The organism is Endoryza foliicola (assembly GCF_050589245.1).
Classification (GTDB): Bacteria; Bacteroidota; Bacteroidia; order Chitinophagales; family Chitinophagaceae; genus Endoryza; species Endoryza foliicola.
This window is the reverse complement of record NZ_JBOBEW010000004.1, coordinates 167,974-181,657: the sequence shown is the minus strand read 5'-3', so window position 1 is coordinate 181,657 and position 13,684 is coordinate 167,974. Positions and strand designations below refer to the sequence as shown.

Sequence of the window (13,684 nt, the reverse complement as noted above, 5' to 3'; positions counted from 1 at the left end):
AAACCAACTGTTCATGAAGCGCACTTTATTTCGCATATCCATCATTGTTGTTATAGGTGGATTGCTTGTTTTCTCTGCCTGCAGCAAAGGAGGAGGCGACGGCACTACAGGAAGCTCTTGTACCGGCGTAACCATTGGTGTAGATGCTACTATTACCGATTCAGATGCCGGGAGTGCTACCGGAAGCATTAAAGTAACCGCAGCAGGTGGGTCAGGCACTTTCACCTACAGCATCAATGGCGGAACTTTTCAAACCAGCAGCACTTTTGCTTCACTCGCAAAAGGAACTTACACGGTGGTTGCTAAAGACGCTAAAGGATGCACCGGAAGCGGAAGCTTCACCGTAGGGGAAAAGAATAATTGCACGGGCGTGAACATTGTTGTAACAGCTACAGGAACAAGCTCTGATCCCTGTACTGCTTCAGGAACCATTGCCGTAACAGCCAGTGGTAGCACAGGCCTTACCTATAAACTCGATGCCGGCGCTTTTCAAGCGGGAGCTAATTTTTCATCGGTAGCGGTGGGAAGTCATACAATTACTGTAAAAGACGCTGCAGGTTGCACCAATAGCACAACAATAACAATTGGAACGCTTTCAGCCGGTGCTTTGTTTACCGCAGCCAAAGCTGTTATTCAAACCAATTGTGCGGTATCAGGATGTCATAGCGGCGGAACTCCAACAGGTGGATTGAATTTTACCAACGACTGTACCATTGTACTTAATAAAGACCGTATCAAAGCTAGAGCCATTGATGCCAATCCATCGATCATGCCTCCAAGCGGCAGTTTACCTCAAGTAGATAAGGATAAAATTGTGGCGTGGATTACGGCGGGAGGACGATACACGGATTAATTAATAATTAATAATGAAGAATTAATAATGAAACAGCCGGCAAGATCAAGAAAGAGCAGGGTGATGAACAGGGGGCGCTGCGAAACCGCTGCGGGCTTGTCCTGAGCGGGCCGAAGGCACAGTCGAAGGACGCTGCGCCGCCGCGGTTTAAAATGAACAATCAGACTGATTGAACAACAGCTATTAATCAGCTTAAATCCGTATTGATTTGTGTATCATTGGTGAGAATTAACAATGAATAAGTAATTATTAATAATTGGGACAGCCTGTAATGGCAAGAGCCTTGGCCGCAGGCCAAAGGGAATTAATACTGAAATGGCTCTTCTTATTTATTGAATTTTCAAATACACGCTTGGTTGATAGACTGAAGGACCACCGTCGATTTATCGTGGTGGTCTTCTTTTTGGAAAATAACTGTAGCAACGCGATTTATCGCTTTGATTAAGATTCACACCTTCATTGTTTGGTCAATTCATCAATCAACTGCCTTCTTTGTGAAACCAAACTGGTTCTTTTTCATCGGGGTCGCCATTGTAATTAATGAACAACTGCTCACCTGCTTTCACCTCTTTCACCACTGTTACTTTTATTGTTTCATCATCGTAATCCATTTCATACAAACAATTGGCTTCGTAAGAGTGATTATAGATAGGAACATACCCCAAGGCCATACAACACTGGCCAGAAGGAGGATTCCAAATAAAGATATAGTCGTGAAGTAAGGTCTTGTCAAGATGCTCCCTATCTGCAGCACTCATCACAATAACCGGTGCAATTTCAATAATGGTTCCAAGGGCAAGGTCTTCATCAGTAAACACCCCCCTCCCCATATTTTCAGTAGGTCCAATATATAAGCAGGGCAACACCATAAGAAGTCGGTTTTGAGCGTTTATAAGAAATGTAATTAAGCACATTATCGTGAAAATCACTCAATTATTTATGTAATTTGCAGTATGAGTTTGGATTTTGAACAAGTGGATATCAAGCAAACCTTCCTCGAAATGATTCGAGCAGAAGATGTATTGAATATTCGTGAGTTCTTAAACGACCAGAACATTAGTGATGTAGCCGAACTCATCAACGACTTCCCGGAATACGAATCACAAATTGTGGGCAATATGAGCGTTCACCGCGCTGCCAAAGTATTCAAAATTCTGGACCTACCTACACAAAAAACCATCATTCAGGAGCTTCCTCCATTCAAAACAGCAGAATTACTGAATGAACTGCCGGCGGATGACCGTACTTCATTCTTGGAAGAATTGCCCAGCGAGGTAGTTAAGGAACTCATCAAACTACTGGACCCGGAAGAACGCAAAATCACGCTATCGCTATTGGGGTACCCCGACGGCAGTGTGGGTAGATTGATGACGCCGGATTATATCGCGATTTCTATCGATTGGACCGTGGCTGAGGTATTAGAACACATTCGAACCGTTGGGAAAAACAGTGAAACCATTGATGTTGTGTACGTGGTTAACGACAAAGGTCAGTTCATTGATGATATCCGAATTCGAGAAATCATCTTGGCCAGCCCGGAAAAACTGGTAATCGACATTATCGACCACCGTTTTATCACCCTGCATGTTAACGACGACCAGGAAGTTGCCAACCAAACCTTCAAAATGAACAACAGGGTGGCCCTGCCTGTAATCGACGATAAAAATATCCTGCTTGGAATTGTAACCATCGACGACGTTTTGTGGGTTGCCAATGAAGAGTTCAGTGAAGACATGCAAAAAATTGGGGGTACCGAAGCCCTCGATGAACCCTATTTGGAAATGCCCTTACTGAAGCTTTTCAAAAAAAGGGTGGTTTGGCTCATTGTCCTCTTTTTAGGAGAAATGCTTACTGCAACCGCCATGGGTTATTTTGAAGATGAAATAGCAAAAGCGGTTGTATTGGCCTTGTTTGTGCCGTTAATCATTTCGAGTGGGGGGAACAGCGGATCCCAAGCCTCTACGCTTATCATTCAAGCCATGGCTGTGGGTGAAATTTCAGTAGCCGATTGGTGGAGAGTATTGAGAAGAGAAATTATTCAGGGATTGTTGTTAGGAACCGTACTAGGAGCTATTGGATTCATAAGAATCATGGTATGGTCCAATATTTTTCCTCATGTATACGGACCTCATTATCTGATGGTTGGAATAACCGTTGCCCTTTCTCTCTTGGGTGTGGTATTGTGGGGAACCCTCAGTGGTTCGATGCTCCCCATGCTTTTAAAAAGACTTGGCGCCGATCCGGCGGTAAGTTCCGCTCCTTTTGTGGCTACCATGGTTGACGTAACCGGATTAATTATCTATTTTTCCCTCGCTTTCCTGTTCTTGCAGCAAATACTCCAGTAATAGCGGTAAACAGGTAAATTAATAAGAATCAGCGCATAAGATTCTAATTTTATACTATTACTTTATAAAAAACGTTATAAACCTCTGAATTCTTTACCTAAACCTTAAAATTTATGTGTGGCATTGTTGGCTATACGGGCCCACGCGAAGCGTACCCGTTAATTATTAAAGGTCTGAAACGACTGGAGTACCGTGGCTATGATAGCACCGGAGTGGCACTCTTGAACGGCGGACTGAAAGTTCACAAAAAGAAAGGCAAAGTTGCTGACCTTGAAGAATCTTTGGTTGGCGTAAACGTTCATGCCCATACCGGCATCGGACATACCCGTTGGGCAACCCACGGTGAACCTAGCGATCGCAATGCGCACCCCCATGCCTCTGCCAGTGGAAAATTAGCGATGATCCATAACGGTATCATCGAAAACTATACCCAATTAAAAGGGGAATTGATTAAAAAAGGATACACTTTCAAAAGTGATACCGACACAGAAGTATTGCTGAATTTCATCGAAGAAATCAAAAGCAATAACAACTGTAATTTGGAAGAAGCCGTACGTATTGCACTTAAACGTGTAGTAGGTGCTTATGTAATTCTTTTATTGGATCAAGACGATCCTGATACCATCATCGCAGCTCGTAAAGGAAGTCCCTTGGTGATCGGCATTGGTAAAGGAGAACATTTTCTCGGATCCGATGCGAGCCCTATGTTGGAATATACCAAAGAAGTGGTGTATGTAAACGACTATGAGCTGGCTATCGTTCGCCCCGATGAATTGATCCTCAAAAATCTCGGTAATGAAAAGTTGACTCCTTATGTTCAAAAGCTTGACCTCGAATTGGCGGCTATCGAAAAAGGCGGTTACGAACATTTCATGCTCAAGGAAATTTTCGAACAACCCCAAACGGTGTACGATTGTTTGAGAGGTCGTTTAGATGCTGCCAGCAACACAGTGATCATGTCGGGTGTTCAAAAACACATTGATGCATTAAAAAATGCACCACGCGTAATTATTGTGGCCTGTGGTACCAGTTGGCATGCAGGCTTGTTAGCAGAATATGTAATTGAAGAACTATGTAGAATTCCGGTTGAAGTTGAATATGCTTCTGAGTTTCGATATAGAAACCCGGTCATCAATAAAGGCGATGTGATCATTGCTATTTCACAAAGTGGTGAAACAGCAGATACTTTAGTGGCCATTGAACGCGCTAAAGAACAAGGAGCCATCATCTTTGGTGTTGTAAACGTGGTAGGTTCATCCATTGCTCGTATTTCAACAACAGGTTCGTATACCCATGCCGGACCGGAAATTGGCGTAGCAAGTACCAAAGCATTTACTGCACAGTTAGCTGTGTTGTACATGATTGCTTTAAAAATTGGAGTTGAAAAAGGAACGCTTGATCAATCCCTTTTCAACAAGCTCTTCAATGAATTGAATGCAATACCTGATAAAATTGCTGAGGCATTGAAACAAAGCGAGCATATCAAAAAAGTAGCCGAAAAATATAAAGACGCCAAAGATTTCTTGTATCTAGGTCGCGGCTATAATTTCCCCATTGCTCTAGAAGGTGCATTGAAATTAAAAGAGATCTCTTACATACATGCAGAAGGATATCCTGCCGCAGAAATGAAGCATGGCCCTATTGCACTTGTAGACGATCAGCTTCCTGTGGTGTTTGTTGCTACAAAAGATTCTTACCACGAAAAAATTGTAAGTAACATTCAGGAAATCAAAGCACGCAAAGGAAAAGTAATTGCCGTGATTACCGAAGGCGACGAACTCATCAAAAGCATGGCCGATGATGTGATCGAAGTACCGGAAGCACATGAAATTGTGGCCCCAATGCTGAGCACCATCCCCATGCAGCTACTAGCCTACTATATAGGCGTAGTGAAAGGGTTGGATGTAGACAAACCCAGAAACCTCGCGAAAAGCGTTACGGTAGAATAAATAAAAGCACTGTGATAGTAACAACTATCACAGTGTTGTTTTATGCACTTGCTCAATCTAACTGACCAATGAACCATATTAAGAAAAGTCCGGTACAAACACTCGGCTATAATTTTATTGGCGATACTCACATTCCTAAAGGGAAAGACGAGTATTATTTGAGAAATCAACAAAACAATAGCGGCATTCAATACCGTCGCTTAACTGCTTACGAAATTGAAGCATTGGTTCGTAACAGGAATACTTCCGATGATTGGAATAAAATTCTAGTAAACGATGCCTTCAACCCCGAACTCGTACAAAACTGTAAGTTCTTCGGACTTGTTCGCATTGGAAAATTAGAACCCTATTATTTGGAATTTCACAACCTCCGTCGCCCGGTAGGTTTGTACAATAGCACCATCATAAGTTGCGACTTTGGCAACAATGTGGTAGTTGATAACGTAAACTACATCTCACACTACATCGTTGGCAGTGATGTTATCTTAGTAAACGTCAATGAAATTGCCACAACTGAATATGCGAAGTTTGGCAATGGAATTTTAAAAGAGGATGAACCGGAAAGCAAGCGTGTTTGGATGGAGATCTGTAATGAAAATGCTGGTCGCAGTATCATTCCTTTTGATGGAATGTTACCCGGAGATGCCTACTTATGGACACGCTTCCGCGATAACAATGCGCTACAAGAAAAATTCGTACAATTTACCGATCGACATTTTAGTAATAAAAGGGGCTTCTATGGCAGTATTGGCGATAGAACCGTAGTGAAAAATTGCCGAATTCTAAAAGATGTAAATATTGGCTCCGATGCTTACTTAAAAGGAGCGAACAAAATAAAAAATGTTACCATCAATTCTACTCCCGATGCCGTTACCCAAATTGGAGAAGGTTGTGAATTGGTGAATGGCATTATTGAACATGGCTGTAGAATATTTTATGGAGTAAAGGCGGTGCGTTTTGTATTAGCCTCACATTCTCAATTAAAGTACGGAGCTCGTTTGATCAACTCCTACTTAGGAAACAATTCCACTATCTCTTGTTGTGAAGTGTTGAATTCTTTGATCTTTCCGGCTCACGAACAACACCATAACAACTCGTTTTTGTGTGCGGCCTTGGTTTCCGGACAAAGCAATATGGCTGCCGGAGCAACCATCGGTTCGAATCACAACAGTCGTAGCCCAGACGGCGAAATCATTGCCGGTCGCGGATTCTGGCCGGGCCTCTGTGTAAGCTTGAAACACAATTCGAAATTCGCATGCTATACCATTCTTGCAAAAGGCGATTATCCTGCCGAGCTTAACATCACCATCCCATTTAGCTTGGTGAGCAATGATGTTAGCAAGGATCAATTGATTGTGATGCCCGGATACTGGTTCATGTACAACATGTATGCCTTGGCACGCAATTCATGGAAATATACAGATCGCGACAAACGCATTGTACGCACTCAAAACATCGAATATCATTTCCTTGCTCCCGACACGATCAATGAAATGAAAGACAGCCTTACCTCTTTTGAACTATTTACCGGTAGAGCTTTGCACAAACAAAGTGGCAAAAAATCAAAAATAAGTGATGCTGCTGCTATTGAATTGGGCAAACAAGCGCTCCTGAGCAAAGATCCTCAAGTAGAACAAGTAGAGATTCTGGCTGATGGATTCGAAAATACCAACCGTAATGTAAAACTGGTTAAAGTAACTCAAGCTTATCATTTATTCTTACAATTGATTCGCTTTCATGCCACCAGTACTTGCATAGAGTTTATTAAGCGTCATAAGATCAAATCGTGGCAAGACTTAAAAGCCGCCATTCCTACTACTTTAAAAGTAAATGAATGGGATAATATCGGTGGTCAACTCGTTCCAAAAGAAGCCGTTCAGCAGCTAACCACTAGCATCGTTAATGGCAGAGTAAAGAATTGGAACATGGTCCACGAATTTTATCAAAAGCAAGCAACTCTATACGAAGATCAAAAATGGCTTCATGCATTAGCAATCTTGAAAGAGGTAACAGGCTTGCATTTAAAGAAAGCCGACTACAATCAATTCTGTGAATTGCTCAGTGAATCTGTTGAAGTGAAAACCTGGATGGCAGAAGGTATCTATGAATCGCGCGCCAAAGACTATCAAAACGAGTTCCGTAAAATGGTTTATGGCAGCACAGAAGAAATGAATATTGTAGTAGGAGATTTAAAGAAGAACAGTTTTATCAATCAAGAAAAAGCGGCACTCGAATCCTACAAAAAACAAATTCAACTACTAATAAAAAAGCTAAAATAGCAGAAGCCCCTCTAGAAAGAGGGGCTTGTTTTTTGATATGACAAGACCTATTCAGAAACTATTATTATCAAATGCGAAGCTTTCGCATAATTTCACACCATCACATCGACTAATTAACCACCCCCTTCACCACCTTTCTTTCACCATTTGCTGTCACTACTGAAACGGTATACCAACCGGAAGTAAGCGCATAAATAGGTAATTCAAATACGTTCGCTCCTTTTCTTATATCTACTCTTTGCGTGTGAATAGTTGTACCTACACTTGAATAAATTATTAATTGAGCTTTTTGAGTTAAGGAAGAATAACAATACAATTTCGGAGCAGAACGACCCGCCTGTATCAATTTTAATTCCCAATCAAGGGTTCGATACCAACTCGGAAAGCGATGAATAGAAGAGTAAAGTGCCACTCCCGACTTCTTCACTTTCACTCTAAAACCTATAGATTCTTCAAAATTTTTAATACTAGACTCGTATGTGTACTTGTTAGGAACTATCGATATTTCTTCATTAAAATGAGCCTGTCCATCCACATCAATCCATTCCACTTCAAATGATTGAATGGCTTCCGTGCTTGAAACGGTAAACCCAATCAAGGTGTTTTCTGTCAATGGCTTTGAATACAATCGGAGAAATTGAATGGGCAATGGATTTTCTTGTTTAATGGCACTGGCCAATGTAAGATGCAGTGGTGTACTTGAAACAAAAGGGAGGGTATCACTCCAAACCGATCCGCTGGCGCCAGCTGAACCGGTGGTGCCTTCGTTTCCTCCATTGAACCACATCCATCCCGGTGTATAGGCAACCTGAAGCGCGTTCAAATTTGTGACCCCTCCGCTGTTTACTGAGTTAAAGGAAAGTTCTGTTTGTAAGTACCCGCTACCGTTGGCAGTAAGTGTCCAATATTCCACTCCACTTACTCTTTTCAAACTACTGTCAATGGACGCAGTAACCGATGAAGCGGCAATTTTCCTATACACTAACTGTACATCTCCCGCAATTCCTTTCACCCGAATCCATCGTTGGTATTTGTCTTTACCGATAGGAAACAAATAAGTCTGATTCCCTTTCATTGCCTTTCTTACTACAACCCCATCTATATAGGCGGCATTAACACTTGTGTCGGCAAGTACAGTAGCATTGCTATCTAAAATAAAGGGCGCATCGGCAGCACTGTATACAACGCCCTTGAGCAACCGAATACCATAGTTCACCGTCAACGGTTGTTTCAATGAGATGCCGATGGCATTGTTAGATTGAAGTGAAATTTGATCTTTTATTTGTCCTTTAAACTGATAGTCTTGCAAGCTCGTTCCATTCCATTCAATTACTGGAGTGCCGGCTCCCGACTCTACAACTTGACCCGTTCCAGTCCAGCTTTTATAGAGTTTCAAAAAAATGGCATTGGCACCGGGGCCCATATTCAAAGTACCGTTGAGTATGAAATCTCCGAAAACATGCACCGTACTGGTGGCATTGTAACTAAGCGTTGTATTGGAATCGATTTCCAACCCTCCTTTCAATTGAACCGGATTCACCCCGGTTGCCACATACGTTCGTGCAGCAGCGGCAGCTTTCGACTGCAATACCAATTTCCCTAAAACCCGATTGCTTAAACTGAGTGTATAAGAAGCCGTTCCCGGTACATCAAAACAAAGAATTCCGTTGACGCAGGAATCGGACTTGGAGAAGCTATTTAAGAAGGCGGCATGAGGAGAAGTGGACCGGTGTACATAACGAGCTCCACTGTAAACATACACCGAATCGCCGGTTTGAATGGCGGAAGCCCCGTTTGCAGCCGATCGGTTCGTTAATTGTGAATTGGCCAGCAATTGAATGGAGCCCGCTAGTTGAAGAGCTGGTGCGAGGCTGCTGGTTGAGGGTAATTCCAGCTCAATAGAACCGTTGGGACCGGAATCAATGGTCAAGGCTTTAATTGCTACTAAAGCTGTCGGCAATACCACCTTATACGCTCCTTGGACGAACGAATGATCCAATACAACCGAGTCTGTTGCCGATGGCAGCGTTTGCCCCTCCCAATTGAGTGTATTCAACCATTGGCTATCGTTGGCGGCCCCGGTCCATTTTTTTATCTGAGCTTGGGCGGAACTTTGGAGGACCGCCAATGCCAAACAAAGGAGAAGATGATTTTTCATGGTGCTTCTTTGAACGCAAAGCTAGGTCCATGAAAACCCGAAAACAATAGTATGAATCAGATAAAGTTGTGTTTTACAACTAGTTGTAATTAAGATCCGGTTACAAATACCGGCAAAAAAAATCCCGACCACCTGTGGTCGGGAACTTCTTGCAAGAAGGTAAAAAGTTTAAATTACTTCTTAGCAGCAGTGTCAACAGCTTTAGCAGCAGTATCTACAGCCTTAGCAGCAGTATCTACTGGTTTTGCAGTTGTGTCTACAGCAGCAGGAGCAGCAGTATCTTTTTTCTCTTCAGCAGCAGCGCCACTGTCGTTACAAGCTACGAAGCCTGCAACAGCTAAAACGAAGAATAATTTTTTCATTTGAACTTACTTTTGGTAATTTTTAATGAGCGCAAAACTATTAAGAATTTTATAATAACCAAATAGTTTCTTAAAATTTGGCTTACAAATTCTCATATTTTTGGTTTTCTAATATCAAAATTTGATTTAAATCAAATTACTTCTTTCTAAAGAAGAGGCGAACCGGCACTCCGGTGAAGTTAAACTTCGCTCTTAATTGATTTTCAAGGTAGTTTTTGTACGGTTGCTTCACATCGTCCGGGAAATTGCAGAAAAAGGCAAAAGACGGAACATGGGTTGGCAACTGGGTAACATACTTGATCTTGATTGGATGACCTCTTACCACCGGAGGATGATAGCTCTCAATAGCCTTCAACATGATGTCATTGAGTTCTGAAGTACCAACCTTACGCTGCTTATTGTCATATACTTCCAAACAGGTTTCTACGGCTTTATGGATACGCGTTTTCTCAGTAGCCGATACGAACAGAATTGGAACATCCGTGAACGGTGCAATGCGGTTTTTCAATTCTTTCTCGTAGTCACGAGCGGTATTGGTAGACTTGGTCATCAAATCCCATTTGTTTACCAAAATCACGATACCCTTTCCCTTCTTCACCGCCAAACTGAAAATGTTCAAATCCTGAGCAGTAATTCCTTTTTCGGCATCCAATACCATTAAACAAACATCTGCTTCGTCCATGGCTTTGATAGCACGAATTACTGAGTAGAACTCTAGGTCTTCGTGCACTTTTGTCTTGCGACGAATACCCGCTGTATCAATAAGAATGAATTCTTTGTTGAATAAGTTATAGTGAGTGTGAATGGTATCGCGGGTTGTTCCGGCGATATCACTTACAATGGTGCGCTCCTGCCCTACCAAGGCATTCAAAAGAGATGATTTACCTACATTGGGTTGACCAATGATGGCGAATTTGGGAAGTTTTTGTTCTTCCACTGTTGCTGCAGATTGATCTTCTGTGATCAAATCAGTTACTGCATCCAATACCTCACCGGTGCCGCTTCCACTCATGGCTGAAAGAAAGAAGATACGATCGATTCCCAAGCTGTAAAACTCCGTAGCTTCAAGCAAACGATCGTGGTTGTCTACCTTATTTACAGTCAAGAAAACCGGCTTATTGGATCTTCTCAATACATCGGCCATAGCCTCGTCGAGGTCGGTAATGCCGGTTGCGGCATCTACCATGAAGATCAGCGCATTGGCTTCTTCAACGGCGATCAATACTTGTTTCTTTATTTCTCTTTCAAAAATATCTTCACTTAGAGGAACGAAACCACCTGTATCAATTACGTTAAAGGTTTTACCGGCCCATTCAGCAACACCGTATTGACGGTCGCGGGTTACCCCACTTACGTCGTCCACAATTGCTTTCCGTTGTTCCAATAAACGGTTGAAAAACGTACTCTTACCCACGTTCGGTCTACCTACTATAGCCACTGTAAAACTCATAATCCTTGATGCTTTGTTGTTCTGACATGAAAAATGCAGCGGCAAAAGTACGCTTTTCCAAGCGGATTAGGGCTTTTAACTGAAAAGAAAGCACACAAGAAAGGCTTTCCCGGTTTGGAGAAAGCCTTTTAACTCGTTTAGTATCAGTTAGTTTACTTCGAAGTTTCGTTTACATGTTGCAGGAATTGCAAGAGGTCTTCCTCTTTTTTCAAATTGAGGTTGTTTTGTTTGATCCAGGCATCGTAACCGGTAGTGTTTCCAATAAGTTCGTACACATTGTCTTTGTTAAGTTTTTTCAAGCGATGAATCTGACCTTTTACATTGAAATAGTACAAAGACTGATCGGAGAAATAATAGCGTTTCATGGTTCCGAAAAGAGAATCGGCCGTTACGAAATTCATTTTGATATGCTTGAGCAATTGAAAATTGCCTTCGTTCATCACCTGCACAAAGGAAGAATTTTCAGCTTGAGGGTTGTTTTCGATAATGGTAGATACATTGTTTTCAAAAATGGCCAGTACTTCTTTATAGTTCTCGTCTTTATAAAAAATAACTTTCCGCACTTTGCCCGCGGCTGCCACTCGTTCCTCTCCTCTAGGGGTTAGAAAATATACTTCGTTGGTATACAAATTCAGTTTTACAGGGGCTTTTCCCAGTATTTGGTTGCCACGATCGATGATCATTGCGTTGATGTATTCGGTTTTCCAGAAAGGAGATCCGCTGATTTTATCGTAGGGAATGCGTTTGTTGCCCATGGAGCTGCTGCCATACATTACCAATACTCCATCTCTTGAAGTGCCCACCGGCTGCGATTCCAAGGTTACTTGCGAAAATGCAGCACTTGTAATGCTTAGTAGGCTAAGGAATAAGATTGAATGTTTCATAATAGAAGTTTAGGAGGATGAAACAATGTAGTGTTGAATGGTAGGAAGATACGATTTTGTTTGATTTCGAATCGTTAAAACACAAGCGCAAAGTTTATAGAAGGATGGGAAGTAGCTCACAGCGTAGTTTTTTACCACTGATAGCATTTAGGTAAAGCTTTGAGTTCTGGGTGTTAAGTGTTAGGCTTTAGGTGTTAGGCCTTAGGCTTTAGGCGTTAGGCTTTTTGACCACTTCTTTTTTACCGCAGCGGTCCTTCGACTGAACCTTCGGTTCGCTCAGGAACCACGCAGAGACCGCAGCGGTAACGCAGCGCTCCCTCCTACTCATCTTCCTGTTCCTTCTCTGTATTTCCTCTTATCCTCGTTCCTCGTTTCCTCGTCTCCTGTATCCCCCTGTTCCTCTTCCTGTTCTTTCTCTTTATTCCTCCCTCCTCGTTTCCTGCCCTAATACCCATACTCCCTCAACATCAAATCATTATCCCTCCACTTGGGTTTTACTTTTACGAAAAGTTCGAGGAATACTTTTTGACCGAGGAATTGTTCGATGTCTTTGCGGGCTTCGGTACCGAGTTGGCGGATCATTTTTCCGCCTTCGCCCAGTAAGATGCCTTTTTGCGTATCGCGTTGAACAACGATATCGGCTACAATTTTTATGAGGGTGGTCTTCTCTTTGAACTCATTTACCATTACAGCGGTGTGGTAAGGAATTTCATCTTTGTAAAGATGATAGATCTTTTCACGAATCATTTCACCTACAAAGAATTTGGTAGGCAGATCGGTTAAATCATCGGTATCATAGAAGGGGTCACCTTCGGGTAAATATTTGAGAATGGCGTCGAGTAATTCTTTCAAACCATTTTTCTTAAGTGCAGCAATGGAAAGCACTTGTTTTGCATAGGGTTGTTGGGTGAAGAATTCGACCATGGCTTGAGCTTCGGCGGGCTTAAGAATGTCGAGTTTATTGATCACTACTATGCAGGGAACTTTTAACCGGAGGGCGACAAAAATTTGGTGTTGTTCTTCGATGGGTGCTTTGCCGTCTACCAAGAGGAGTCCAACATCGGCATCTTCGAGGGCGCCTTTTACGGCCATCATCATTTTTTCATGGAGTTTGTATTTGGGTTCAATGATGCCGGGGGTATCGGAAAGTATGATCTGATAACCGGGTTCATTGATGATGCCTTTGATACGGTGTCGAGTTGTTTGAACCTTGTCGGAAATGATGGCCAATTTTTCTCCCAGCAAAGCATTCATGAGAGTGCTTTTGCCGGCATTGGGTTTTCCGAAAATATTTACATAACCTGCCTGAAACATGCGCTGCCTTTAATTGGGGCAAATTTACTGGTAAATAAATGGACAAATGAGGAATAAATTCAAATGATATTTGGAGGAGAAATGAAATTG

General features: G+C 42.2%; 10 protein-coding genes. 4 read left to right on the top strand and 6 right to left on the bottom strand.

What is annotated here, in order from left to right:
• Positions 1-13 precede the first annotated feature (13 nt).
• Positions 14-853, top strand: a complete 840-nt coding sequence (locus ACQ2HE_RS10630; protein ID WP_430899685.1) for a hypothetical protein — start codon at positions 14-16, stop codon at positions 851-853.
• A 479-nt stretch (positions 854-1,332) separates the two neighbouring features.
• On the opposite strand, the gene ACQ2HE_RS10625 is transcribed toward ACQ2HE_RS10630, so the two are convergent.
• The gene (locus tag ACQ2HE_RS10625) at positions 1,333-1,722 is read right to left on the bottom strand and encodes an SET domain-containing protein (RefSeq protein WP_430899687.1); all 390 of its coding nucleotides are present in this window, start codon (positions 1,720-1,722) and stop codon (positions 1,333-1,335) included.
• Positions 1,723-1,806: 84 nt separating this feature from the next.
• Between ACQ2HE_RS10625 and mgtE the strand changes: the two genes are divergently transcribed.
• The 3 genes from mgtE to ACQ2HE_RS10610 all read left to right on the top strand — a co-directional run bounded on the left by mgtE (position 1,807) and on the right by ACQ2HE_RS10610 (position 7,426).
• The gene (mgtE, locus tag ACQ2HE_RS10620) at positions 1,807-3,198 is read left to right on the top strand and encodes a magnesium transporter (RefSeq protein ID WP_430899689.1); all 1,392 of its coding nucleotides are present in this window, start codon (positions 1,807-1,809) and stop codon (positions 3,196-3,198) included.
• A 113-nt stretch (positions 3,199-3,311) separates the two neighbouring features.
• Positions 3,312-5,147 carry a glutamine--fructose-6-phosphate transaminase (isomerizing) gene (gene glmS / locus ACQ2HE_RS10615; RefSeq protein ID WP_430899691.1) on the top strand — a complete coding sequence of 612 codons (1,836 nt, stop codon included), beginning with the start codon at positions 3,312-3,314 and terminating at the stop codon, positions 5,145-5,147.
• A 68-nt stretch (positions 5,148-5,215) separates the two neighbouring features.
• Positions 5,216-7,426 (top strand): DUF4954 family protein, encoded by a 2,211-nt coding sequence (locus ACQ2HE_RS10610; protein WP_430899693.1) that lies wholly within the window; start codon positions 5,216-5,218, stop codon positions 7,424-7,426.
• Positions 7,427-7,535: 109 nt separating this feature from the next.
• On the opposite strand, the gene ACQ2HE_RS10605 is transcribed toward ACQ2HE_RS10610, so the two are convergent.
• The 5 genes from ACQ2HE_RS10605 to era form a co-directional block, all read right to left on the bottom strand.
• Positions 7,536-9,584, bottom strand: a complete 2,049-nt coding sequence (locus ACQ2HE_RS10605; RefSeq protein WP_430899695.1) for a hypothetical protein — start codon at positions 9,582-9,584, stop codon at positions 7,536-7,538.
• 173 nt (positions 9,585-9,757) lie between these two features.
• Positions 9,758-9,946 (bottom strand): hypothetical protein, encoded by a 189-nt coding sequence (locus ACQ2HE_RS10600; RefSeq protein WP_430899697.1) that lies wholly within the window; start codon positions 9,944-9,946, stop codon positions 9,758-9,760.
• A 136-nt stretch (positions 9,947-10,082) separates the two neighbouring features.
• Positions 10,083-11,396: a ribosome biogenesis GTPase Der gene (der, locus tag ACQ2HE_RS10595; RefSeq protein WP_430899699.1), complete on the bottom strand. Its 1,314-nt coding sequence runs from the start codon at positions 11,394-11,396 to the stop codon at positions 10,083-10,085.
• 152 nt (positions 11,397-11,548) lie between these two features.
• Entirely contained in the window at positions 11,549-12,280 is a 732-nt protein-coding gene (locus ACQ2HE_RS10590) for a hypothetical protein (protein ID WP_430899701.1), read from the bottom strand.
• Positions 12,281-12,724: 444 nt separating this feature from the next.
• Positions 12,725-13,594 carry a GTPase Era gene (era, locus tag ACQ2HE_RS10585; protein WP_430899703.1) on the bottom strand — a complete coding sequence of 290 codons (870 nt, stop codon included), beginning with the start codon at positions 13,592-13,594 and terminating at the stop codon, positions 12,725-12,727.
• Positions 13,595-13,684: the final 90 nt, after the last annotated feature.